Annotated in this window: 20 protein-coding genes and 1 pseudogene; 11 read left to right on the top strand and 10 right to left on the bottom strand. The window is 58.6% G+C overall.

What is annotated here, in order from left to right:
* Positions 1-427 precede the first annotated feature (427 nt).
* The 3 genes and pseudogenes from FJ953_RS18840 to FJ953_RS18850 form a co-directional block, all read left to right on the top strand.
* Positions 428-849: pseudogene (locus tag FJ953_RS18840) on the top strand (alpha/beta hydrolase); the annotation flags it as partial.
* A 352-nt stretch (positions 850-1,201) separates the two neighbouring features.
* Positions 1,202-2,440, top strand: a complete 1,239-nt coding sequence (locus FJ953_RS18845; protein WP_140523132.1) for an HlyD family secretion protein — start codon at positions 1,202-1,204, stop codon at positions 2,438-2,440.
* A 44-nt stretch (positions 2,441-2,484) separates the two neighbouring features.
* Positions 2,485-4,098, top strand: coding sequence for an MDR family MFS transporter (locus FJ953_RS18850; protein ID WP_140624921.1), 1,614 nt, complete (start codon positions 2,485-2,487; stop codon positions 4,096-4,098).
* A 740-nt stretch (positions 4,099-4,838) separates the two neighbouring features.
* Here FJ953_RS18850 and FJ953_RS30680 read toward each other — a convergent pair.
* Positions 4,839-5,051 (bottom strand): hypothetical protein, encoded by a 213-nt coding sequence (locus FJ953_RS30680; RefSeq protein WP_140624922.1) that lies wholly within the window; start codon positions 5,049-5,051, stop codon positions 4,839-4,841.
* A 32-nt stretch (positions 5,052-5,083) separates the two neighbouring features.
* Here FJ953_RS30680 and FJ953_RS18865 point away from each other — a divergent pair, with 32 nt between their 5' ends.
* Positions 5,084-5,356: an SDR family oxidoreductase gene (locus FJ953_RS18865; RefSeq protein WP_140523121.1), complete on the top strand. Its 273-nt coding sequence runs from the start codon at positions 5,084-5,086 to the stop codon at positions 5,354-5,356.
* Positions 5,357-5,458: 102 nt separating this feature from the next.
* Here FJ953_RS18865 and FJ953_RS31180 read toward each other — a convergent pair whose 3' ends face one another.
* On the bottom strand, positions 5,459-5,698 hold the full coding sequence (locus FJ953_RS31180) for a type IV toxin-antitoxin system AbiEi family antitoxin domain-containing protein (protein WP_347439601.1): 240 nt from the start codon (positions 5,696-5,698) through the stop codon (positions 5,459-5,461).
* Positions 5,699-6,552: 854 nt separating this feature from the next.
* Between FJ953_RS31180 and FJ953_RS18875 the strand changes: the two genes are divergently transcribed.
* Complete coding sequence (locus FJ953_RS18875) at positions 6,553-7,458, top strand: restriction endonuclease (protein ID WP_140523118.1); 906 nt, start codon at positions 6,553-6,555, stop codon at positions 7,456-7,458.
* Between the two features lie 170 nt (positions 7,459-7,628).
* Complete coding sequence (locus tag FJ953_RS18880; protein WP_140523116.1) at positions 7,629-8,546, top strand: TIR domain-containing protein; 918 nt, start codon at positions 7,629-7,631, stop codon at positions 8,544-8,546.
* On the opposite strand, the gene FJ953_RS18885 is transcribed toward FJ953_RS18880, so the two are convergent.
* From FJ953_RS18885 to FJ953_RS18895, 3 genes are read right to left on the bottom strand one after another with little or no spacing between them, the layout of a single operon-like run.
* Complete coding sequence (locus tag FJ953_RS18885; RefSeq protein WP_181165402.1) at positions 8,527-9,060, bottom strand: Mov34/MPN/PAD-1 family protein; 534 nt, start codon at positions 9,058-9,060, stop codon at positions 8,527-8,529. The two genes, FJ953_RS18880 and FJ953_RS18885, sit on opposite strands and share 20 nt — an antisense overlap.
* Positions 9,035-10,747, bottom strand: coding sequence for a ThiF family adenylyltransferase (locus tag FJ953_RS18890; RefSeq protein WP_140523110.1), 1,713 nt, complete (start codon positions 10,745-10,747; stop codon positions 9,035-9,037). The genes FJ953_RS18885 and FJ953_RS18890 overlap by 26 nt, the downstream gene beginning before the upstream one ends.
* Positions 10,744-12,297, bottom strand: a complete 1,554-nt coding sequence (locus FJ953_RS18895; protein WP_224656322.1) for an adenylate/guanylate cyclase domain-containing protein — start codon at positions 12,295-12,297, stop codon at positions 10,744-10,746. The genes FJ953_RS18890 and FJ953_RS18895 overlap by 4 nt, the downstream gene beginning before the upstream one ends.
* A 625-nt stretch (positions 12,298-12,922) precedes the next feature.
* On the opposite strand from FJ953_RS18895, the gene FJ953_RS18900 reads away from it, so the two are divergent.
* The 4 genes from FJ953_RS18900 to FJ953_RS18915 all read left to right on the top strand — a co-directional run bounded on the left by FJ953_RS18900 (position 12,923) and on the right by FJ953_RS18915 (position 19,382).
* Complete coding sequence (locus tag FJ953_RS18900; RefSeq protein ID WP_224656323.1) at positions 12,923-13,702, top strand: hypothetical protein; 780 nt, start codon at positions 12,923-12,925, stop codon at positions 13,700-13,702.
* The gene (locus tag FJ953_RS18905; RefSeq protein WP_140523108.1) at positions 13,695-14,381 is read left to right on the top strand and encodes an RES family NAD+ phosphorylase; all 687 of its coding nucleotides are present in this window, start codon (positions 13,695-13,697) and stop codon (positions 14,379-14,381) included. The genes FJ953_RS18900 and FJ953_RS18905 overlap by 8 nt, the downstream gene beginning before the upstream one ends.
* Positions 14,381-18,373 (top strand): tetratricopeptide repeat protein, encoded by a 3,993-nt coding sequence (locus FJ953_RS18910; protein WP_140523105.1) that lies wholly within the window; start codon positions 14,381-14,383, stop codon positions 18,371-18,373. Before FJ953_RS18905 ends, FJ953_RS18910 begins: the two co-directional genes overlap by 1 nt.
* A 169-nt stretch (positions 18,374-18,542) precedes the next feature.
* Entirely contained in the window at positions 18,543-19,382 is an 840-nt protein-coding gene (locus FJ953_RS18915; protein ID WP_140523103.1) for a hypothetical protein, read from the top strand.
* A 371-nt stretch (positions 19,383-19,753) separates the two neighbouring features.
* On the opposite strand, the gene FJ953_RS18920 is transcribed toward FJ953_RS18915, so the two are convergent.
* The 5 genes from FJ953_RS18920 to FJ953_RS18940 all read right to left on the bottom strand — a co-directional run bounded on the left by FJ953_RS18920 (position 19,754) and on the right by FJ953_RS18940 (position 23,502).
* A complete protein-coding gene (locus FJ953_RS18920; RefSeq protein ID WP_140523100.1) occupies positions 19,754-20,530 on the bottom strand; it encodes a hypothetical protein in 777 nt (258 codons plus the stop codon).
* 116 nt (positions 20,531-20,646) lie between these two features.
* On the bottom strand, positions 20,647-21,351 hold the full coding sequence (locus tag FJ953_RS18925; protein ID WP_181165401.1) for an SMC-Scp complex subunit ScpB: 705 nt from the start codon (positions 21,349-21,351) through the stop codon (positions 20,647-20,649).
* 5 nt (positions 21,352-21,356) lie between these two features.
* The gene (locus FJ953_RS18930; RefSeq protein ID WP_140523097.1) at positions 21,357-22,376 is read right to left on the bottom strand and encodes a DUF1403 family protein; all 1,020 of its coding nucleotides are present in this window, start codon (positions 22,374-22,376) and stop codon (positions 21,357-21,359) included.
* A gap of 246 nt (positions 22,377-22,622) precedes the next feature.
* On the bottom strand, positions 22,623-23,216 hold the full coding sequence (locus FJ953_RS18935) for a type II toxin-antitoxin system VapC family toxin (protein ID WP_140523095.1): 594 nt from the start codon (positions 23,214-23,216) through the stop codon (positions 22,623-22,625).
* Positions 23,206-23,502, bottom strand: coding sequence for a hypothetical protein (locus tag FJ953_RS18940; protein WP_140523092.1), 297 nt, complete (start codon positions 23,500-23,502; stop codon positions 23,206-23,208). Before FJ953_RS18940 ends, FJ953_RS18935 begins: the two co-directional genes overlap by 11 nt.
* Before the next feature lie 246 nt (positions 23,503-23,748).
* Between FJ953_RS18940 and FJ953_RS18945 the strand changes: the two genes are divergently transcribed.
* Entirely contained in the window at positions 23,749-24,876 is a 1,128-nt protein-coding gene (locus FJ953_RS18945) for a site-specific integrase (protein WP_140523089.1), read from the top strand.
* Positions 24,877-24,918: the final 42 nt, after the last annotated feature.

A 24,918-nucleotide genomic window follows, 5' to 3' on the forward strand; every position in this document is an offset into this window, starting at 1 on the left:
CATTGACCATCTGGGCTCGTGAATTCGTTTTTCCGATCTTAACCGGACCACGCCGCAGCCGCACCTCATGGAAATCCATGAGATGTGAGTGACCAAACCTCCGGGTGAGGCACCTACACGTCCCGATTGAAGCTATAGCCTTTCACGCGGAGAAATCGAAAACCTAGCCGTTAAAAACGCATGCCTTCACCGACATACAGAAAGCCTCGGGCCTCGCCTCAACTACGCTGAGCAGTCCCCGGAACTCCCCGTGAAATTCATCTTCGCCATGCCGGTATTTTCGTAATGTTTGCCGCAACACTCGTTCGGGGCAAAGGCCAAATGCCCGCTCGCCTCCAAGCTGCCAAGATCGGCCGTCCACAGCGTGTATCGCAATGCCGGCTTCAGGGTGATCGCGATGCCGGCCTCCGGCAGTGCCACCGATCTTGAGACGCCTGCCAATCCAAGTGGTTTGCCTATCGAAGTTTTTGACGGGCTGAGCCAAGCGCTGCAAGTCGGGCGCAGTTCTATCTCGATTTTGCGAGCGGCCCGTTCTAAGTGTTCAACCGATCCGACGCGAAGCCATTGCGAGCGTCGTTCACACATGATGGGCGCCGCCAATGCCCAGATTCAATTCATCAAGGCCTTTTCGGAGACCCACTTCACCGAACACCTCCAAGTCAATCGACTTGTCTCCGTTCGTGATGCATGGCGACGACGACTAGATCGTTCCGATCCATGACTCGGCGCTACTCTCGCGAACACTGAAGCGAGCAACACTCAAGGTCTATGAGAAATTTCCGCACGGCATGTGCACGACGCAGGCCGACACTATCAAATCCTGACCTGCTCACCCTAGTCAGGTCGTAGGCTCGCGCCGCCTCCCCCCGACAAGAGCCCAGTCTGGCTGCCGCTCCGATCGGCAGGCAATCCCCCTTCACAAACAGGAGCAAGAGAACGATCAGAACGACCATCTTCATCGCTGCTATCGCAGCCACCTCCCTATACGCTGGTGCAGATGATTTTCGGCTCGGATATCGCAATATGTACTTCGAGCCGTGTCAACCGGACGAGGTACGGACGACGAAAGCAGGGGTTTTTCCGGTTTCTCTCTGCAGCCAACGAAGAGGCAGGCGAGCTTCTTACCTGTCCGGCTTCCGATTTTTGAGCACAGGGGCATTCCGCTCTTGCGCAAAGCACGATGAACGTCAGGACGAATGAGATGTCCGAGATGCCCGCGACCACCAACTTCTCCAACGCACCCGGCGCGGCCGTGCCTCAGCCGCGGCCGGCTGCCTTCGTCGAGCAGCCAGCTCGGCCCTCGGCGGAAGAGCCGAGTGCCTTGCCGGTTGGTACGGAAGCTACTCCCGGCGACGTCACTGCGGCGGTATCTAGGAGCCGCCGCCTCAAGCGGATCGCATTCGCGGCGACGTTTCTGATTTGCGCAGCCGCGGGAGGTGATTGGGGCTATGGCTACTGGACCGCAGGCCGGTATCTGGAGTCTACCGACGACGCCTATTTGAAAGCCGACTACACGACGGTGGCGCCGAAGATATCGGGCTACATTGCCGATGTGCCGGTGCATGACAACCAGACTGTCGAGACCGGGCAGGTTCTCGCCCGCATCGATGACCGCGACTTCCGTGCCGCGCTCGCCCAGGCTGATGCCGAGGTCGAGGCCGCCGAGGCGGCCGTCCGTAATCTCGACGCACAGATCGCGCTCCAGCAGTCGCTGATCCTGCAGGCAAAGGCGACAGTCGCCGCAACGCAAGCTTCGCTGGCGTTCGCCAGCACCGACGCCGACCGCTATGCGACGTTGGCAAGGAGCGGCACCGGTACTGCGCAGAAAGCCGAAGCAAGCCGCGCCCAGGCCGATCAACTCATCGCCGGGTTGCAGCGCGACCAGGCTTCCCTAGCCGCCGCAAAGGCTAAGATCGACGTACTCGCCACCGAGCGCGACAGTGCCGTTGCCCAAACGGATCGCGCCGAGGCAGCTTCCGATCAGGCCCGACTGAACCTTTCCTATGCCACAATCACGGCACCGGTCGACGGCACGGTCGGCGCGCGCACGCTCAGGGTTGGACAGTATGTGGCATCAGGCACGCAGTTGATGGCTGTGGTGCCGCTGCATGCCGTCTATGTCGTCGCCAACTTCAAGGAGACGCAGCTCGCTCATGTGCGTCCCGGGCAGCCGGTGCGCGTCGCCGTCGACGGCTTCCCTGGCGTCGAATTGACTGGTCAGGTCGACAGCCTGTCGCCGGCGAGCGGCCTGGAATTCGCATTGCTGCCGCCCGACAACGCGACCGGCAACTTCACCAAGATCGTGCAGCGTATCCCGGTGAGGATCTCCATCGACAATCACAAGCTCGACGGGCTGCTCAGGTCCGGCATGTCCGTCGAGCCGACCATTAACACCAAAGCGGCCGTGCTGGCCGACGGTCGTTCCTCAGTTTCGCGATGATTGACACTGGCGCCGTTCTTACTGGCGCTTGAGGAGTTGCAGCAATGAAAACCGCCGTCTCCTCGCTTCCGACGTCGGCCGGCGACGTCCAGAACGCGGCCGGATCTGCTGGTGCCGCCAATTCGCTGCGGGTCTGGGTGGCGGTGGTCGGCTCTGCTCTCGGAGCATTCATGGCCGTGCTCAATATTCAGATCGTCAATGCCTCGCTTGCCGACATCCAGGGGGCGATTGGGGCTGGCATCGATGACGGTGGCTGGATCTCGACGTCCTACCTCATAGCGGAGATTGTGGTGATCCCGCTGACCGGCTGGCTGTCTCAGGTCTTCTCGCTGCGGATCTATCTGATCACCAACGCGGTGCTGTTCCTCGTCTTTTCGGTCGCCTGCGCCTTCGCCGCCAATCTAGGTCAGATGATTGTCCTACGAGCGATCCAGGGTTTTACCGGCGGCGTGCTCATCCCGCTCGCCTTCACCATTGTCATCACGATGTTGCCGAAAGCCAAGCAGCCGATCGGCCTGGCCCTGTTCGCGCTGTCGGCCACCTTCGCGCCAGCGATAGGCCCGACCATCGGCGGCTATCTCACCGAGAACTGGGGCTGGCAATACATCTTCTACGTCAACCTGGTGCCGGGCGCGCTGATGGTCGGCATGCTGTGGTTTTCGCTCGACGGCCAACCGATGCGGCTTGGCCTGCTCGCCAAAGGCGACTGGCCGGGCATTGTCACCATGGCCATCGGACTGGCGGCCCTGCAGACCATACTTGAGGAAGGCAACAAAGACGACTGGTTCGGCTCGCCCTTTATCGCGCGGCTGGCAATCGTCGCCGCGGTGTCGCTGACCCTGTTCGTCTGGATCGAGCTGACTTCGAGCCATCCGCTGCTGAACCTCAGACTGCTGGTACGCCGCAACTTCGGCTTCGGCGTCCTCGCCAACTTCCTGCTTGGTGTCGCGCTCTACGGATCGGTCTTCATCGTACCCGTCTATCTCGCCCGCATTCAGGGCTACAATGCCGAGCAGATCGGCATGGTGCTCGCCTGGACCGGCCTGCCGCAGCTTGTCGTGATCCCGCTTGTACCTGGCCTTATGCAGCGCTTCGACATCCGTCTCGTCATCGCGATCGGCTTCGCCCTGTTTGCCGCATCCAACTTCATGAACGTCCACATGAGCGGAGCATATGCCGGCGACCAGCTGTTCTGGCCGAACATCGTGCGCGCCATCGGCCAAGCCCTTATATTGGCGCCGCTTTCGGCAATAGCCACGTCAGGCATCGAGACGGAAAATGCCGGCTCTGCCTCGGCCCTGTTCAATATGACCCGCAACCTCGGCGGCGCCGTCGGCATCGCGCTGCTGCAAACCTTCCTCACCAAGCGCGAGCAGTACCATTCGAACGTGCTGGTACAATCGGTATCCCTGTTTCAAGAGGCAACGCGCGTCCGCATTGTGCGGCTCACCGCCTATTTCCATTCGCATGGTATCAACGACCAGGCGCTCGCTGCACAAAAAGCGATTGCTGCGATCGCGCTGAGGGTACGCCAGCAGGCCTTCGTCATGGCCTTCAACGACACCTTCTTCCTGCTTGGCGTTAGCTTAATAATCGCGTTGTCGGCCGTCCTGTTGCTAAAGAAGCCGGGTCATATAGCAGCCGGCGGCGCCCACTAACCTACTGGGGGAAGCCGGGAACGCCACCGGACATCAATTCGCTGGTTCGAGCTCCAGGGCCAGTAGGCTTCATAGGACGCGGCTTTGGCATGGCCGCACTAGGATGCAGTGTGAATTCGCGAGCCGTGATAGGTGCTGCGCCAAGCGCTGACGATGCTCACGCCGGTTGCCGCGCCATTGCGCGACCACAGATGTGCCGGGCACCAGCGAAGAGAAATCGACCTCGACCGTAGCAAGGTCTTCAACAGGTAACACCAGCTCGGCGGGCCGTCTTTCGGGTTCGCCAGGATTGCTCATGATGAAGGTCTCTGTTGCTGGAAAGTGCTTCATCGCGCCGGCGGCAATCGAGCAGGCATGTCTGCGGCCGTGGTCATCTCTTTGCTCAAGTGGCACCATGGGGGCCGAGGCGGGATATCAGTCATTGTGCCAACAGTGTGTGCGCCCGATACTTTCGCTTATTATTTCCTCAGCGAAGGATTGGCCTGATAACCGAGAACGCCATGCGGCGACAGGCGGTCTTGGCTCTTCCGGCGACCATTTCTCACGCCAGGCTTGGCGCGCGCGGCAATCAAAGAACAATTGTCTCGGCGCGCTCACACCTCGGCATAGGCATACCTACCTGTCTGCACCGTAGCCGTCTTTCCTGCCAAGTGCGAGCCTTCCAACGCGCTATCCGGAACGACCGGCGCCAAGTGGCCGAACGGGCTCGTGCCCCTCCATTTGCGGAACGTCATCTGCATTCAGACAAGAGAAAGATCGTGAAACTCTACTACAGTTCCTTCGCCTGCAGTTCGGCTGACCACATCGCGCTTGAGGAGGCCGGCGCTTCCTTCCAGCGCGAGGCGATAGACCTCCAGACGAAACGAATGGCTTCCGGGCACGACTTCCTCACGATCTCGGCAAAGGATAGTGGCGAAACGCTGACCGGGAACGGCACGCACGACGGCGAGCATGTTTGGTTTCAATGCTGGCAAGGAGACGCAACATGAAAATTGTGGTCATTGGCGGCTCACGTTATATAAGAGCACGCACCGTCAAGAAACTGCAGCGTAAGGGCCACGAGGTGGAGGCTGCGGCCTCACTCCCTCACGTCGACAACTACATTGCGGACTATCGCGATGCTGGCTACGCTGGCCAAACTCTGAGGCGTCTGCTCCTGCATTTGGCGTCGCTCGTTCATGAGCTGTGGCGTCAAGGACGAATATGGCGCGGCAAGCTTTGCATTCGGGTCGAAGGACATGACCCCAAAGCGATGTAGATCGCAAGCGCATGACGCGCTTAGAAGCACTCTCGGCCTAGTCAAGGCGGCCGGAGTGAAGGGACTACGGTAATCGTTTTGAGGCCGGCCAGGATGCTCGGGTCAGCAGTGTCGACAAGATGCGTGAGGCCCTTGAAACAGCAGGCGCATCGACCACTGCGGCGCGATACCGCCCTTACCGACCTTCACGAGCAGGCCTTCCTTGCACATCGGGGACAAGTAATAGCGAGGGATTCCTGCATTTGACAAATCACAGGTCCGCACCTCACAGCCCTTGTAGCCAGAGCAACAGCTTGGTTGAGAAGTGATGGTTTGGGACCGCAAAGCGAAGTGCCTCCGCATGGTGTGCCGTCCAGAATTATCTGTCGCTGTCCGGAATTAATCAGGCCGTCGCCGTCGTGCGCAAGCGCCAACGCTGAGATACTGACGCCATCTGGCTCAAGTCTCAAGCGATTGGGGAGGAAGTATAGAGCTGAACCTCGGTGCTCAGGTTTTACCAATCCTGTCGTCTTGGGTCGACCAATCCGTTGTCGACCGTGAGCGGGTTTACCAATAAGGGCGGCTATATTCTACGCAAATCCAATCGCTTAATGCCAATCCAGAATTAACTGTCATTGAGGCCATTAGTAAACTCGATCTTTGATCGGAAACCCCTACCCTCAGCCAGAAAACTCTCCTGTTTTCAATCGCCCGCCCGCCAGCAACCCATAATTCCGGACTGGTTACCCCGTGAAATGCTCAATAATTCCGGACGTCGCACCAGACTGCCATTTATGCGGCTTTTTGAGCACAAACCAGGAACAACCCCCGTTTCCATTCATCGAAATGTTGCGATGCTCCCTGACGTGGGATCAGGGCCGTCGCTTGACTCAGACATGTTCCTCTGGGGTCTCGACCTCTTCAATCATAGTTATTACTGAGAAGCCCATGAGGCGCCCGCAACGCTCGCCGAACAAGCCAAAGTCGCAGCAAGGATCCCCGCAACCCTGAAGGCGACGGCGCTCGGTCAGCCTCAACCCGTGTTGACTTCATTCTCGGCCAAGCTTCGGTGCGTCGCACCGTCGCCGACAGACACTCGTTCCTCCGACTGACCCCATGGGCCAGAAACACGTTCTTCGCCAATCGTCGCGGATAAACTCCAGCCCAAAGTCTTAGACGGGATGCAACGCTGACACCATGGTGGTACTATTTGCGCCGTGAAAGAAACCGCCTCTCATGAACGACCTGGTCAGCGATTCCATAATTTCGTTGCCACCCTGGAGCGTATGTTCGCGCACCATGACGGCGTGACGGTGGATTCCTCCTTACGGTTACCCGACAAGGACACCGGGCGGCTTCGCGAACATGACGTGGTGATTATCCGTCGTACTCATCACGGGCCCAACCTGACGGCCATTGAATGCAGGGACCAAGGGCGAAAGGTGGGAGTTCCTCAGATTGAGGCCTTCGCTAAGAAGTGTGAAAAGACTGGAATCCATCGCGGAATCGTTGTTGCTGCGAACGGCTTTACACGCACCGCCCGCACCAAGGCAAAGGCACTGAACCTGACATGCATGGACTTGGCCGAGGCGGAATCCTTTGAATGGATTGGCACCGTCACCATCGTCGGCCAATTCTACAACTTCACCGCGATCGGGGCCTGCGTTGGCGTGGTGGAAAACGGGCGAAAGGTCACGAATCCATCCGCAGTCTATACGTCTGACGGCTTGCCCTACCCCGGCGAGGGTATTCAATCCCTCATCATGGACAAATTGCCCCCGGAGGCCCGCAATCCGACCCGCCAGACCCTCAACAGTCAAATCGTTGCTCCGATGGACGGACTGTACGTCATCGACGCTCTGGGCCAGCGCTTCCAAGTGAAGGATATCACATGCACTTACGCACTGGAGATTGAGGTTACGGAGCGCCCAATTACGTTCCATTACTACGCCGGAGAAAGCGCAGCGCTGGAGATCGCGTCCGGACAAATTACGTTCCCGAGTGGGCAGTCTACGTTGGCATTCATCAAATCAAAGGACGGCATTATGGGCTACCTCGTCTCAACGGGAGCGTTGGACCATCGAGTGAAGATCGGCAATCTACCGGAACGGCGCTTCGTCTAGATTCTCGTAGAATCTTCAGCAGTCGGCACTAGTTTTGGCAACCTAGGACCACGCGGCTCATAATTTGGCCGTCTCCGGCCACTCCATAGCCTCGTACCCTCGCGAACATTTCCTGTAGGCCCAGCAAATACATACATAGGATTCAGACAAATGCATTGCCGGGAGGGAATATGAAAGAGCGGTTTGAAGGCGGCAACAGTTCGGCGCTTATCGCTAGTCTGAAGCGGCAGTTTGACAGTGGTGACGCAGCGGTCGCTGAGGCAATCGCGACGGCTGGCGAGCTCGTAGAATACAAGGCCGCGGATACGCTCATTGCCGAAGGCGGTGAGGACAACGACGTGTTCTTTCTTGTCGCCGGCGGCGTCTCTGTAGTGGTCAAAGGTCAAGAGGTGCGAACTCTAAAGGCCGGTGCGCACGTCGGCGAGATGGCCGCGATAGAGCCTTCCCAGCGGCGGTCCGCCTCAGTGTTCGCTGAAGATACGGTCGTAGCGATAAAGATGTCGGGGGCAGAATTCTCGGCTTTGGCTGACAAGTTTCCGGGTTTGATCTGGAAATCCGTAGCCCAAGAGTTGTCGCGGCGGCTATTCGATCGCAATCGACTCATGACGACCCCCAACGAGAAGCCGAGGATGTTTATAATGTCGTCTGTGGAGGGGCTCGACGTTGCGAATGAAATCCAGACCGGTCTCCAGCATGACGTACTTGCAACCGTGTGGCCGAACGGCGTCTTCTGGGCGGGCGGCTATCCGCTTGAATCTCTGGAACTAGCCGTGGCCGAAAGCGATTTCGGTGTAGCGGTCGCACTATTCGAGGACATCGTCGAAACCAGCCGAGGCGCTCGCAATTCTGCCATCCGAGACAACGTGCTCTTTGAGCTTGGCATGTTCATGGGACGCCTTGGTCGGCGTCGCAGTATCCTAGTATATCCGCGCCAAACGGGGATAAACCTTCCGTCGGACCTCCATGGTCTGACGCCAGCGTCTTTCGCAACGGGCGATCCCAGCACGCTGGCGTCACGCCTTGGACCGGTTTGCACGCAAATCCGAAAAATCGTGCGGCAACTCGGCGTTAAGACACCAAATTCCTGAGCCAATCCAGACTGGCTTCCATGAGGCTCCTCTTCCTTGCTGCGGTGCCAACATCACCGACGACGGTCACCGACTCAGGAGGAAGTAATTGGGAAAATGCGGTCGCCGATAGGGCGAGCCTCGTGGAGCCGGTACGACGGACAATCAACAGGACAGCGAAATTCACGCCTACTTTCGGGTCGCTTACAATCGATCGCATCGTCCTGACATCGTCGGCACTTGGGATCGGGTCGAAGCTCGGATGCGAGTGCCATTCACCCAGATAATTGTACCGCTCAAAATCTCTGCCTGTTCGCTCGAAAAATTCTCGCAGGAATTCCGCGTGCAATACAGGATCGCGTTCGAAATGTGTGGGAGTGCCATGGCTCGTCTGGATTGAAATATCGACAATCCGAAACGTTTCGTCCGTCACGTGCTCGCCGACGATAAGACCACCGATCTCCTGGCGTCTAGCTTTCGCCAGCGCGATATTGAGCCGCGACGCTATATCATCCGGCAGGAGGAGTTTGACCAAATGATCTCCCAAGTATTTGGATAATACGTGCCCGTTCGGCAGCTACGTCGGCTTCGTCGAGAATGTTCTGCTCCGCAATAACCTGAGAGGCCAGTCCGACGTCAACAGGTTCCGTATGGAACGGCTCACTGTACAGCCATCCTTCCGCAAGCCCGATGAAATATACTGAGTGTGGAAAAATGGATGGCGAGCGAGGGATCAACAGGTCGATCGCGAATCGCGAGGCGTGAGCTGCGATAACAGACACATCTGCATCATCTGCGACCCAAGGAATGCCTACATTTCGATCCTCATATGACCTTTCGGGGCGCTCAACCACGAGTCCCTTCTCGGCGCACCAATTTTCGATCACTCGCCGCATCAGTGCTGGGCCGGGCTCAATGCCTGGCCGATGACGAGCGATCAGGCCGCCGATACCCCCGCCGTGAATTTCCGCCCATATCATTGGCTTCGCACCACTTTCGGCGGCGGCGCACAGATAGTTGAACGCCTCTGCGCTAGATGTCGCGTCAACAATAAGGTCGCACTGCGAGATGACTTCGATGAGCCCTTCGAGACTACCGCTCGACTCCTGTCCGCCAAGCCGCTGTCGACGAATGTCAGTTTGGGCCATCGGATTCACTAACTGGACGCGACGTGCAACGCCGTCTGCTTTGTGTGTCACGATATCCCGCCAATCGAGATCATGCCGCACGAAGTTACCGGGCATAAGAACGTCATCATCGACTAGAAGAAAATTCCCAACGCCAGATCTGGCAAGGCTCGCTGCAACCTTGCTACCGAGTGATCCGCAGCCTACGATAGCCACCTTCCTTTCCAAGAGAGAGCGATGGTCCTCGCCCAGTCGATCCACGACTAGCTCGGGACCGACGATGGTCACCTTGGAAACGGAGTCTCCATACATCCGAAAGGCGTGAAGCGCTTTGCCCTGCATAAGCAGGACAACCCTTCTATTATCATCCAGCGGGAACCATTGGGCAGCCAAGTCAGCGCGAAAGTCTTTAACTGTCGCAATGGTTGGAAGGCTCGTTGCCGACGGCCATGGAATTAGAACCCCGTCGATGTTGAAGGATTCCGCTCGGAGGGGCTTTGGGATTGACGCGTCACGCCAGACTTCGGCACCATTCCGAGCAAAAAGTGAAGCGTAATATATGACGGCTTCGTCGTGTACTATGCAGTCGACCTTCCCTTCCAGGGGCACGTCTTGAGTGGCGGCAAATTCCAGCAAAGATGTCGTCGCTGCAAGCCGGCTCACCGTCCAACGAAGGTCCTGGCCGAGGGTCGTCTGATGCCGAGATGGAATTTCGGAGCTTGGTATTCGCTCCACCTCCATTTCAAGCAGACTATAGGCACTTCGAACCATATCTGCGCCTGTAAAATCCGAGTTCCAGTTGTCGGCGCCAATTTCAAGACATAACTCACCGCCAGCTCCCCACTGGTGGCTGGACCATCTAGACGTATCGCCTCGTTGCATCACGAGCGGCGGTGAATGAGGAAAATGGTTGGGATATCGAAGATAAATCGGAAATATGCGTTCTCCGATCAAGATGTCGGCGTCCCAAACCAAACGAAGATGTTCATCGATTCGCCAATCGAGCGGGCGTAACCATTGGACTTCCCCAACGAGCGCTTCGATGGCGAGCCGCTCGTGCCGCGATCGATCCGCGTTCTGAAAATACCAGATCAAGAAAAGCCGTCTTTCTTGGCTGGTCCGGTCGGGCGATTCTGAAAACTGTAGGGACTTGCGGGAGCCGACGCTGGTTTCAGTAAGCCGGCGGTTGCAAAGGCCGCCGCTGCTTTGGCGACCTTGTCGCCCTTGGACGACAACTCGGTAACGGCTACATCGTAGTCCAAATTGGCGCGCTTCCGCCTCGAACCAAAAATACCGCGAACTGCATCATTGCCTTTGTCATAAGCATTCTGCCCGATAGCGGTTTCATGTTCTCCGCAACGATGCTGCTCCCGTTCCGCCTGTATGACTCCCCGGCTTACAGAACACCGGACAAGCGCGCCTTTTACCCCGAGTCTCGTGACTGTCATCGGTCCGAATTCGAACCCAACAGCAAGCCCAAGGTCTGTCGCATCAGTGCCGTCATCTTGCAGTTTCTCGATTGCCAGGTCGAAACTGCTTCGCATCCCACCGGCGCAGAGCACCATATTGCTGATCGTCGTCTCGCTATCGGTAGTCTGAGCAGTGCCCTCGACTAGAAGGCCATGCACACAATCGCCGATGAAACGAACCTTCCGGCCTGAAAAGTCTTTGTGAAGAACGGCATCGAGCTCGCTGCGAATGACATGAAGAGCGCGCACGACGTGCTTTGCACCACTGTCGTCGCCAATGTTTGCGCTGACGTAGTTGGTGAAGTTGTCGATGTCGCCGTAAACTGTCGCGGCATCTTGCCGGCGCGAATTCCGGACCGACAGCGTTTCAATATCGAGAGTGCTGTACGGCGGCGTGTGACCGCTGAAGCTGAAAGAACCAATTGGGTTGTTGGTCAAGTCAGTCTTCCACTCAGAGACGATCTGATCTGCTGTCACGCTCAGATTGGCTGATTTTTGCGATGTTTCGATTTCCGACGCCGAAAGCGGATTGACGTCTGGATTGTCGACGTCCTTCAATCCAATCACTTTGCGCGCGAGGTTCGTCAGATAAATCCCGGTAGCTTTCCCTCCCCCAGCCCGCTTGGCTGCATGGTTGGCGGGTTCACCCAAAAAAAGTGGTTCGCGGTGGCCGCGACGGCCATTGCTGACGGCAACGGCCTTCCCACTGTCGATACCCACTCGAACCTTCGCCGCAGGGTGGTCGGCGTCCTCACCTGTTCGCTTCAGGACATCAATGATCAACTGACCAATTGCCACGGCGCGATGGATACGCCCGTCTTCAGTGTCGTACGGCTTGGTGACCACTGAATGTAAGCGCTGATTGTGAAAATCAACGAAAAGCGCGTCGACTTCCTGCAGAATTCGATGCACCGCGCGATAATGGAGGTTAAGAAAACGCAAGGTCCGTTTGTGGCAGGTTTCACCCTCCACGGTCGTTACGTTCAACATATCATCGAGATTGACGATATCGGCATACAAATGCACGCCATCCACGCGATAAGCTACCGTGCGCGGAAGGTTGTCGAGGTTTATGTCGCGAACGTATTTACGGATCTCAATGTCCTCGAGGCGGACTTCACTCAGCCTAGTTTGAATGCGTTTCGCAGCACGATCACGATTCCAAGTCCGAGCCATGATTTCCCTCAAAAAAATTCCGACGACTTAAGCAGTGTTAGTGTATGTTCACGATAAGTTCCATCTAAATTTGCTGGAATTTACCTAGGAACAGCGCGCTTGTGGCTTGTGCCGTGCAGTGGGAGGCGACCGTGTGGTGTTGTGGCAGTACAATCAGTTTATGACGACGAAACACTGCGGGACGTCGTTCAGCGGCAGCCTGTCGGATTTTCCGGGGGCGAAATTCCGATATTTTGCGGCCGCCTCCCCGACGAAGCTTCACGACGGCCTTCATCCTTGGCAGCGTTGAAGTACTGCTCGCCGGGTTCTTCGATGGTGTGATCGGCCGCGTCCGCGTCGACCGCAGCTCTTTGGCTTGGTAGGTGTCGTCGGCAAAACCCTCCAGCCAGGTGTCGGCTTCGGCGTCCGAACACGCAAACCGCGCAATCGCTCGGTCGTAATCGGGCTTTTTCCGTGCGCACCATTCTAGCTTGATACCGTAGGTCGCTGCCCGACACTCTACCTGATGCGTGCCGAACATACCACGAACATATCACGTGCGGCCATAACGAGACGAATCGGAAGGCAGTGAGCCCAGGATAAATTTTGGCGGCGCACCCGATCACCCGAAAGGCCGACCGCCCGGATGAAGCGGCAGCCCAGAGTTCAAGTCGACACTCTTGATGAGATCGGTTATCATGCTATATATGTAATCACCCTCACCAAACCAACGGAGTTGGATATCATGGCACTTTCTAATGACACCATCGAACTATCGGGATTTGGCGCACTCACCGGAACGCCTAAGCAGGTTGGCGACCAACTTGATCGGCTGACAGCGGAGCAGGTCATCGCACTAACGTTCGAGCATGGGAGCGAACCCGCAGTTCGGGCGCTAGCCGACACGGTCGTCAGCATTGCGCCGTTGGTTCGAACCATCCTGATGCGTCGCCAGCGTGAGGCAATCAACTCGATAATTGAGGCCCTGGTCCCTCAGGTTCCGCCCCCACAGCATATGCTTGTCGAGGCGCGGATGGCGGCCGAGGCAAGAAAGGCCGTGCTGGAAAGCGGCGATTGGCTAACCGCTCCCCAAATCGCTAAGATGGCTGGGTTCAGCACAAGCAACCCAAGTGCACAGCCAAACAAGTGGAAGAAAGAGGGTCAGATCTTTGCCGTTCGGCATCGGGGTATAGACTATTTCCCTGGCTACGCTCTGGATTCCGCCACCGGATATCGGCCGATGAAAACGCTCGCTAAAATTCTGAGCGTCTTACACGGGAAGAAGGATGACTGGGGGCTCGCCTATTGGTTTGCATCCGTTAATAGCTTCCTCGGAGGCAAGCGTCCGCAAGATGTGCTCGCTGCGCAACCCGAGCGCGTTCTTGCGGCGGCCGAGGATGAGTTGGTAGGCGCACTCCATGGCTAAATCAAAGATTGGACGGGGACCCCTGACAACACCAGTTCCCGTCCCATCGAACGATTTGCACGACAACATAACGCGAGCGATATGGCCAGCGGACCAAACTATCCATCGCATACATTTGAATCTCTATGCCGGCGCGGAATTCAATCCAGGCTTTAAAGGCAACGCCCGATTCAGCCCGATAAAGCGTGCAAATGGGGCAAGTGTCCCAACTCTCTATGGCGGTACGACCTTCGACTGTGCGGCCATGGAAACCGTCTTCCACGATGTGCCATTCACCGCAGGCCTGAAGACTTACGACAAGGTGAAACTAGCCGATCAAGTCTATTCGCAGGTGGTGCCACGGAGGGATTTGGTCCTAGCTGATTTGAGCGTCACCGCGTTGCGGAAACTCGGCATCAAGCGCAGCCAGATTATTGACACTGAGAAGGACCGATATCCTGCAACACGCCCCTGGGCTGAAGCCATTCACGCACAATGCCCAGATATCCAGGGACTTTGCTGGATTTCTCGGCAGGACGACCGGGCTCTCGCGGTGATGCTGTTTGGCGACCGAATTCCGGCAAACATGTTGGTGCAGTCCGGCGCGTCGCTCGATTTGACCGGCAACTCTGACATCTATTCCGAGTTGCTCGAACTCGCCGACCGGATCGGCGTAAAGATCGTAGGCGTCAGCTTCTGATGGCTGAAACGGGCGACCAGGGCAAATCGGGAAACAGCAACGAGGTACTTGTTGACCTCCCCAGCCGCGTCTTCCGGCAACCATCTGACCAGAGTGTGCCGCTATCAACGCGACTTGCCCACGAAATCCCAAAACCTAAGGATTGGCAGGCGCTGCAGCGCGGGTGTGTGATCTTGTTTCGCGATGAGCTGAACGACCCGAACACCGTTGAGTACGGCCGCGGCGGGCAGGATCAGCGCGGAATCGATGTAATCGGACGTCGCAATGGCGATCCCAACCACTATGTCGGCGTCCAATGCCGAAGGGTCACAAAGCCGCTCAAGCAGGCGAAAATCCTCTCCGATTGCCGGGCGGCGCTGCAACTCGAGGCAGCACTGAAGGAGATCATTTTTGCCACAACCGCGGAAGACGATACCCATGCGACCGATGCAGCGGTTGCCGTTGAGAAAGCCCTGCGGGAAGAGGGCCACGACCTGACGGTTTCACTCTATGGTTGGGGAGCGCTCCAGGTCCTGATCGCCCTCCATGAGCGGGCGTACGCCTTTTTCTTCCCGGCTTCGGTATCCACGTCTGCCCCACAGCAGCCATTACCGGGAGACCGCGCTCCAGGCGACTTGGCGGGACAGATTGCCTTGCAAGTCGGCGAACAGCTTCGGCAAATGGGATTTGTTTCCTTACCGACAGATAGCTCATCGAATAGCAGTCTCTCCAGCGAGGATCCGGCGTTGCATGCCCGCATCGATACATTTCGCGATCTATTGGGAGAGGATCAGCCGCTTATTGCGGAGAAGGCACTTCTTGGGCTGCTAGAGAAGGAGGTCCTGGACAAGAAGCCGTGGGCCCGCTTTCGGATTGAAACCAACCTGGGCGCGGCGGCTCTCGATCTGGGCCGGGAGCCGGACGCGGCACGGCGGTTCGAAACGGCGCATTCGATCCGCCCTGATGATCCGAATGCCAATGCCAATCTCGCCTTGGCCCGGACGATTCAGGGACGATATTCCGAGGCCATGGATCTTGCGCAAAAGGCTTTGGCCGGTACGCCGCGTGCCGATCATGCGATAGGTTATCTACTCCAAGCAGCGGCGCGATCAGATTTCGCCGGCGACCCACATTCGCTCATCCCGCCGGATCTCGTCGATAGCACTCATGCGGATCTCGGTCTGGCAGAATTTTACAGCCGTCGAAACGTCTCCGATTGGGCAGAGCGAAATCGTCAGCTTGCACGAAAGCATCCCGAGGTCGCGGAATTCAAGCGAATTGGGGCCGTTGCAACGCTCTCTATAGTCGTGACATCCGGCGCCACCGTTCCGGGAGCCCGTAGCCCGATCAGTCCCGATGAACTCAACACCGCGGCCAACGATATGAAGGCAGTTGCGGAACATATGCTGGAAATCGGCTTTGCCGATCGACATGATCTTGTTGCCTATCTGAACAACGCTGGCGTCCTCCTGCGGCTGGGGGATCGGCCCGCGGAATGCGAGACACTGCTTAAGCGCGCAGCCGCCGTCGTTCACGGCGAGCCTCAGCTGCGACGTCTTCTCGCGTTATCTCTGATTGGCCAGAGCAGACCGAAGGATGCCTTGGCGACGCTGGAAGGCGATCGTGATCCCGAGAACCAGTTTCTCGCCGCTGACCTAGTCGCACTCGATGACCCCTCGGGAGCATTGGGTCGGGTGTTGGCTATTGATCCGGACGAGCTGAGCCCTGCCTTGGCAAGCTCACGATGGCATCTCATCGGCGAACTCGCGCTTGTTCTCGATGACGAAAGAAGGGTGCGGGAGGCGGTGGAAGCCCTTCGACAGCTGGGCACGGATAAAGTCGAGGCTGAGTTGCTCCTTATCCGCTGTGACAAGAAAACCGGCGTTGGTAATGATGAGATCACGACTCGCCTGCGAAAAATTGTGGAGGGCTTGCCCGACACGGTTGATGTCGTCACGCGATATCAAGTCGCCGACCAGCTTCGCCACAACGACTTGCCGGAGGAAGCTGCCGCACTCTTGGACAGCGCTGTCGACCTGAACCGTCCCGGTCCCCTGACTACGATGTATCTGCAGTGCCTCGCCGCGGCCCGTCGGGATGAGGCTTTTCGGAATGCGCTCCAGCGTGCAGCACCAATCGTGCGCGACACACCCGACGTACTTTGGGCAACCGCAACTCACGCGTGGAACGTTGGCGACCTCTCTACGGCGCGTGCGTCCGTCGAAAGGATTTTGAGTCTCGATGCTTCGGATGCGGACGCGCGCCTTCTGAGAATTGAAATCCTGCTCCGTCAGAATCAATCGACGGAGATCGTCGCCGAACTCGATCACCCCCTGGAATTTCTTCGATACCGACGCCTTAAGGATCGCTTTCGAATTGCAAGCTTGCTTGGCCACTTTGGCTACCTCGATAGGGCGGCGGCTCTTGCGTATCGCCTCTTTCTCGAGAACCGCGATCGATCGCAGGCATGGATGACGCTTTCGGCGCTCGTCATCGAGGAAGGCCGTACCGACAACGAAGATCGATCGTGGAATGCTAGAGTCGTTGCATCTGACGTTGCGGTGGACCTCAGCTACGACGACGGCGAGCGGCTCTTTCTGGTGGTCGAGCCGGATCCCGATCTCCGTCGACTCGACAATGAATCCTGGGAGCCTGACCATCCGCTCGTCCGAGCACTCATAGGACTTTCAAGCGGTGATCGGTTCCTGGATCCATCTGGCAGGCCGGGCCAGATTATAGCGCTTCGCCACAAGTACGTCGCCCGACTTCACTACGTGATGGAGCATCATGAGGGCCGCTTTCCCGAAATATTTGGGTTTCGGAAGGTGTCAATCGATATTGAGCGACCCGACGGACTCAATGACCTGATCGCCGAGTTGAAGCAAAGATTTGACTGGGTCAAGCAGGAGCAGGAAACCTACACGAACGGACCGTGGCCACTTGCTATGCTCGCGCATCGCATCGGCGTCGACACGATCGAGGTCGCAGCTGGGCTGGCGTCCCAGGGAGTGCCGCTGAAAGTCGCGATCGGCAACGAGGCTGAACGAGATACCGCCGCAATCGCCGTCCGTGAGAACGCGATCCAGGGATGCACGCTGGATCTCTTGGCATTCTGGACAGGCTGGCGGTTGAGGGCTCTCGAGACTATCGAGGCAACGTGTGGTCGAATTCATCTGCCTCAGAGCGTATCTGACCGGTTGCTTGCCCGTCGTGAACAAATTCAATTTTCTCTCAAAGACGGCCTCAAGACGGCTCAATACGACAACGGACGGATCGCTGCGACGGAAGTCGCTCCGGAGATCGTCAAGACCTGGCTCGAAGATATCGACAAGGCGATAGCGTGGGTCGAAACCAATGCCCACGTTTGTCCGTTGCTTCTGACCGACGAACTGCCCAAGGAATTGATTGAATTCTTGCAGGGTGGGAAGAGCGACTTCTTCGACAGCGTAGCCTTGGCCATCCAGAACAAGCATCTATTGATCAGCGACGATCGGCCTATCAGGGAGTTTGCGCACATTATGGGATGGAGCCGTAGTGCATGGCTTCATCAAGTGTTCGGGGTCGCGGCCGAACACGGCCATATTGACTTCGACACGTTCATTCGCTGGTCAGCTGACTTGGTAGATAGCGGCCATACATACATTGGAGTTTCGGGCATTGCTCTGGCTCGCGCATTTCGACTCGACGCCGCCGAAGGCCAGGCACCGGGATATTTGTACCGGACTTTGTGCGAGGTCATAGGTGGGCGAGGCGCGGAGCCAAAATCCCACGTGCTGGCGGCGCTACAGTGTCTTCGTGACCTCTGGTCGGATGGTTCTACTTACCCATTCCGGCAGGCTGCGACCGGATTGTTGCTCGAGCACTTGATCAAAGGGCGATCGGACTACGTTGCGTTGCTGCGTACGATTCAACGGCATGTGCAAGATCTACCGTTTCTCGTCGACTATTTGGTGCGTTGGGTCCGCGGGCATTTTCTTCCCACCGATACCTTGCGACCCACACGGCCCTATTAGCTGCAACGAGAACATCCACCATATCGATTCCCTGAGGCGGACGACCGCGCCGCTGGGCTTGCTTGGCGCGCGGCACTGTCGCTGCAGGCAAGATGCGCGTGTGCCGCAAAGGTTGCCTAGCCAGGTCCAATCGTGCAGGTTGCTACGCTTGAAGGATTCAAGCCGGCAGATGGATCAGACCAGCGATACCCGGGAGTGGGGCGAAAGCGACGGCCTGCAGTTTTTCGGCCGTCATCTCGTGGCGATCTGCGTGACCTATCGTTTAGTAAGCGCTTCCAAACAGGAAGCGCTCTCTTTTGCGGCATACAATGGCACGCTGATCGACATCGCAGGCTCCACCTGCTTCGTCACCGCAGGACACGTTCTGGCCGATCTCAAGGATAAACTCGCCGATGACAGGATCGAAGTCATCGATGTCGTTCTGGCTGACACGTTCGCTCAAGGCCGTGTCACAGACAATCCAATTCCGTTCGATGTGAGAAACGAGCCATTCTACATCGTCGATGACGATGAACAGGGGCTCGATTTTGGTGCCATTCCTCTGCGTCCCTACTATACCAACCTTCTGGCGAAGAACGGAACAGTAGCACTCGATGAGGAGCGGTGGATTCACCAGCACCGAGTTTGCTTTGATGGCTACGCGATGCTGGGTCTGCCTCAGGAATTCACATCGCCCGCGATTGACGCTTCGGGAAACGGCGCAGTCTCGCCTACCATGTTTCGCGTGTTGCGACATGAGACGCTCCCGCCTGGCACGCGCCAGACCACCTACCCGCGATTTGTTGGAGAGATCGATGACGGCTTGCAGATCTCCAGTGTCGTTGGCATGAGCGGCGGGCCGATATTTGGGTTTCGCATCGAGGGCGAAAAGAGGGTTCGCTACTGGGTTGTCGCTCTGCAAAGCGCCTGGCTTCCTAGCCGCCGTATTATCTTTGGTTGTCCCCTCCCAACCCTTGCTCCCCTTTTGAGAGATCTGATGGCGGGTGTCCCCCCGTCCGACGTGGCCTAGCCGCGGCGTTAGTCACATCGGGGAAGCTGAGAGCTAAAGCGAACTCCCCGAAGGCGATTGGCGGCTTTGCAGCTCGCTTACGATCAGGTTGTGCAAGCAAAATCTATTCAGCACTGGATCGCGAAATTATCACCTTGGCCGCGGCATGGGACCTGATTGGCTCGACGGTGCACTAGGCTCACTTCGAAAAGGAGCACCCGGCATCGAGGATGCGATCCTCATGTCGGGACCAAGCAAGCTCTTCCGATCATGCTTGCTGACTGCGTCTCCCTTCTCTCACGATGGGGCGCTTGGGTTGGTCCAGCCAGCAGCGCAAGGCACCTTGGCAAAACCTATGACGCGATGCGACCCTAAGGCACTACGGCAACACTTCAGCCGTCTAGATACGTTTTGATTTCCTCATCGTCTGCCGTTCGAATTCCGGCAAGCAAATTGTTGCGAAAATAGTAATCTTCCTTCTTGTTCTTTTTCCAAGCGTCGGCGATCTCTTGCGCGGTGCAGTATGCTCCCTTCAGCATAATTTTCGGTTTGGTCGCTGTCAGCAGAACCACGTCCAGCGAGAGCGGCCAGTTGTTTCTGAAGTTCGGCCAAGGGATGTTGAGGCGGCCATTTTCAATCACAGGCCTATCCCCGGCGGCGGCGCGGTCGGCGGCGGAAAATGCGAAATCAGCGTAACGGCTTTGCTTTTCCGTAAAGGCAGCCCAATCTTCCAGCAGCTTCGTTCGATCCGCAGCGTCCTCGTGGTCGAGAAAGCCGGGCGACGTCAGGATCGCGACACATCCCCAGCCTGCGGAGATTACGTCGTTGCCATTTGGCTGCTCCGCTCTCCAGAGTTCTTTGGCCTCCTGCACCAAATCGTCGATGCCGTTGGCAGGATTGCGACAGCGGAAGATTTTGCCAATACCAAGTCGTGGACCAAGCTCAGGCGAGAAAACCATCGTATAGGTGTTGCCACGACTAGAGGACCGCCGGCCATACCGGATCGGGACACGAACGTATTGGATCGACCGCTTGTCTGCTTTTAGGCGTGTCTCCCGCCACTTCATGCGAACTTGATCCGGCTTTCCGACAAAATGCCCGCCGTAGCTTTTGCTCTCCCAATCGAGCGATCCGACGACAAGTATCCCGATACGTAGATTGAGCGGCATGGCTCTTCCCCCTGCGCAGCTATCCAACTCCTAACCGCTTTCGCCCGTCAACGATTTCTCACGCTTGGAGCGAGCACCATCCACCATCTGCGTGGATGCTAATAGCTAGCGGGCATTTAATCTTCGATCTCGCCGTTGGAGTTTTGCTGGATTGAAAATTCCGGCATGATGTCGCCCGCCAGCAGCTTCTCCTTCGACAACAGCCCCGCGTCTTCGAGGGCTTCGAAATCCGGCAGGTCGCGCAGCGTGTCGAGCCCGAACTCCAGCAGGAATTCTTTTGTCGTCACGTAGGTGTAGGGCGCGCCCGGCGTTGGGCTGCGCGGACCGGAAGCGATCAGGCCGGCACCGCGCAGATGACCAATAAAATCGCGACTGATCTCCTTGCCGAAGAACGACGACAGTTCGGCGCGGGTAATCGGCTGGAAGTAGCCGATGCACATCAGCACCAAAACCTCCGACTGCGTAAGGTCGGCCGTCTTCCCACTTCCACCTACAGCAGCGCGGATGGCGTCTGCATAGGCAGGCCGGGTCAAATGTTTCCAGCCGCCGGCGACCGAAACCAGATCGTAAGGGCGGCCGCGCAGCTCCTCGCGGATGTCGTCGATGAGAAGATCAATGCTGCAGCTTTTCCCGACGATGCGGGCGAGCATTTCGCGGTCGACTGGCTCGCTGGCCGCAAAGATCGTGGCCTCGACGCGGTTCATCCATTCGCGCCAGCGCGCTTCCGGCGGCAGGTGATCCAGCTCCCGGTCAAACAGCTGGTCAGCTGATCGACGGTCATCTAGCCGGCTCCCTCCTCGCCTACGTGCACTCTCCGCCATTGTCTTCACAGCCCGTAGATGCGGAAGGTGGCGCGGCCGGACAATTCACGCACGGCACCGAGCTCGACCAGCCGGTCAAACAGGCGGCGCAGGCCGCGATCGCTCATGCCGGCGATTTGTTCCGAGGCGACGATCGAGTCGTCAGAGAGCAGCTTTTCCACGACGACGTCCGCCGCCTTGGCCCTGAGTTTCGGCGCAACCGCAAGCAGCCGTTCCGCGCGGCGCTCGAGTTCGGCGAAAAGATCAATGGCGCGCAGCGCAGCGCGCGCCTGCGCGGCCAGCAGGCTTTTGGCCCAATCGGCTTCCGTTTCGGCGCCGGCAGCCAGAGCGGCAGTCACTGGTCGACGCGCCCGGCCCGTACCCACAACTAAGGTCACTTCGGCGCCCAACAAAGGGATTGCATGTGTCCAGCCTAGCCGCTGCGCGAGCAAGACATCGGCAAGCCAGGCTCCGAGAACGCGCCGGAAGCCGTAACGCTCCGCGACCGCGAAGACTCCGACCAGCGTTTCGACCGTGCCGGTGTTGGCGGCAAGCTGTCGCAGATCGTCCGTCAGGTCGCTGACCGCCTCATCGTTGAGCGTGAGACCTAGATCTTCCAGCACCGCCTCGACATTTTTCTCCGTCAGCAGATCGTGCGCTGGCCGAGATGCCAGCCGCCGCCAAGCAAGAAGGAAAAGGCCGGCGGGACCGACGTTGTCGCCCGGTCTTGTGAGCAATACGGCATCGCGCAAGGCCGCTTCGTCCTCGACGCGGCCGGCCTGCTTTGCCGTTGCCGCGGCCGCCGAAATTGCCAGCCGCTGCCGCCAGGCGCCGGCCCACCGCTCCTGCCGCCGAACCACCGCATCGAGTGCGCCGATGGCGGCGCCGGCAACGAGCGCCACGTCCTCAATATCTTTTCCTGCACCGCTTTGCGCATCGGGGATGGCCCGGCGCAACCAAGCCGGCACCGTTGCCATCGGTGCGATCGAAGGGGCGCCGCCGAGCACGCCATGGCGAGACAGAGAGGGTTTGGGTCGCAGAATCATCGCAAGCACGATGAATCACGGCGGCGCTTTTAGCAATCTATTTGCACATAACCGCCGCACTTGTCGCACATATCAAACGAATGATAATGTTGCATTATCGTTCGTTAGTGGGCTACAAGGACGAATGGCCGTTTTCGTCGAGCAGAAGCCCAAAATTCACGCCCAGCGACCCTCCGGACCATCCCACAGCGCGACGGTCTTTCCTGGAACGGCTAACGATAGCGCTGGTGCATCCCACTGACGCTTTTACGCCTGCGGGCGCAAACCTGGCGCTGCCCGGTAGAAGATCACCCGCACCGACGGAACAAGCTGGCTGAGGTAATCGAAATCGCCAACATTGCCGGTCAGGACCGTCGCCCCAAGCATACCGGCCTGGTGAAAGATCAGCGCATCGTTGAGGAAGCGGCGCTCATGCCCCTCCCCTTTCGGCAGATGGTTCAGCCGGAACAACAGGCCGGCCAGCATGCCGGCGCGTTCCCAAGCGTTGGCGTCGGGTGCATGCAGCCGGTGCGCCGGAATATCCTCAATCGTATCTGCAACGGCTCCCGGGACCGACTTTGTCGTCGGGTGCGCCGGATCGAGCCGGCCGAACACATGGCTGAGCTCGGCAAGGCAGACGGCCGAGTGGTGACAGAGCCGATAGGTCAGAAGGTTATCGACCGCTTCGGGCGTGCGTCCCTGCAGGACATCCAGATAGACGCTGGTGTCGAGGAGCAATACGCCGCCGACGGGCGACTGGTCACCTGCCCAGGACAGGGCGGAATCCGGTCGCCGTTCCAGCCCAGCGCTGCGCCGCTGAGGTTTTAGGGACCGCAGTGCGCCGCCTAGATCAAATGCCAAGATCGATGTCCGCGGAGATGCTGCCCTTGCGGCCGACGAGCCGGGCGCCGAAATCATCCTCGAGCGCCAGCCGCGACAAGGCGAGCTCAAGCAGTTCGGTGTCTGAGCTCACATGGGCGCGCTTCTCTGCCGCCTCGATCAATTCCGACGACACCCTGCCGGAAAGGCGGGTGTTCTTGGCCGCGCCAAGCAGGCCGACCGCCCTCGCCTGCTCAAGCACCAGACGGTTGCGGGTGTGGGCGATCCGCTCCTCGCTTGCGGCTGTCGCTGCGCCACGTATGGTCATCTTGGGATCTCCATCTGTTGAACGGAATAGGATGTTGAACATGAAAACAAGGAGAGACCACCCTTGAGAGGCCATCCCTGGATCGGACAGGCCCGTTGCGCTCCCGCTGATGCGATACCAAGACCGGAGCGGACACAATTCCCTCAGCTATTCCGTCACACAGCTCGCGGTGGACAATTCCGGACTTTGGCCGCACCTTCGCTCGCAAGAATCGCATTGCTGCGACATTAGAATGGACGAGGCTGGATGGGCAAAGCCCGTAATTTGATGGTGTCCACCGACGCAATCGACGCCGATGACCTGCCGGACATTGTCGACGTCGTCATGGAGATGGGGCGGTCGGATGAAGGCCCCTCCCCTCTCCCGTCGGTCCTTGACCCGCGACAGACATCGTTGCCTACGCATCTCGAAAAGCTCGCCGACCGTGCGCGCGATTATGTCGAGGCAGCAAGTTCGGCGAACACCCGTCGCGCCTACGCAGCCGACTGGAAGCATTTTTGCGCCTGGTGCCGGCGCCAGTCTTTTGATCCATCGCGGCCGGACCCGCAGACCGTCGGCCTCTATATCACCGCGCAGGCTTCGGGCACTGGAAGGGACAAAAAGGCGGTAGCGACGATCGAGCGCCGCCTGTCATCCCTGACCTGGAACTACACGCAGCGCGGCCAGCCGCTGGACCGCAAGGATCGGCACATCGCCACCGTGATGGCCGGCATCCGCAACAAGCACGCCGCCCCGCCCCGGCAGAAGGAGGCGATCCTTCCCGAGGATCTGACCGCTATGCTAGAAACACTCGACCGCGGAACCTTGCGCGGCCTGCGCGACCGCGCCATGCTGCTCTTGGGTTTCGCCGGCGGCCTGCGGCGCTCCGAGATCGTGGCTTTGGACGTCGGCCGCGACCAGACTGAGGACGGCCGCGGCTGGATCGATATCCTCGACAAGGGCATGCTGGTTTCGCTTCGCGGCAAGACCGGCTGGCGGGAGGTTGAAGTCGGGCGCGGGTCGTCCGATGCCACCTGCCCGGTTGTCGCGGTGCAGACCTGGCTCAAGCTCGCCCGTATCGCGCACGGTCCCCTCTTCAGGCGCGTCACCAAGCAGGGCAAGGCGGTCGGCGCCGATCGGCTCAACGATCAGGAGGTCGCGCGCCTGGTCAAGCGCACTGCGCTGGCGGCCGGCGTGCGCGGCGATCTGTCGGAAGGTGAACGAGCAAAGCTCTTTGCCGGACATTCGCTACGCGCTGGCCTCGCCTCCTCGGCCGAAGTCGATGAGCGCTATGTGCAAAAGCAGCTCGGCCATGCCTCGGCTGAAATGACTCGCCGCTATCAGCGCCGACGCGATCGCTTCCGTGTCAACCTCACAAAGGCGAGCGGACTATAGGCCGGGCTCGCCCCTCCCCTGCCCTTCGGATGCGGAAAAGTG

Source organism: Mesorhizobium sp. B2-3-6, assembly GCF_006442305.1.
GTDB lineage: Bacteria > Pseudomonadota > Alphaproteobacteria > Rhizobiales > Rhizobiaceae > Mesorhizobium.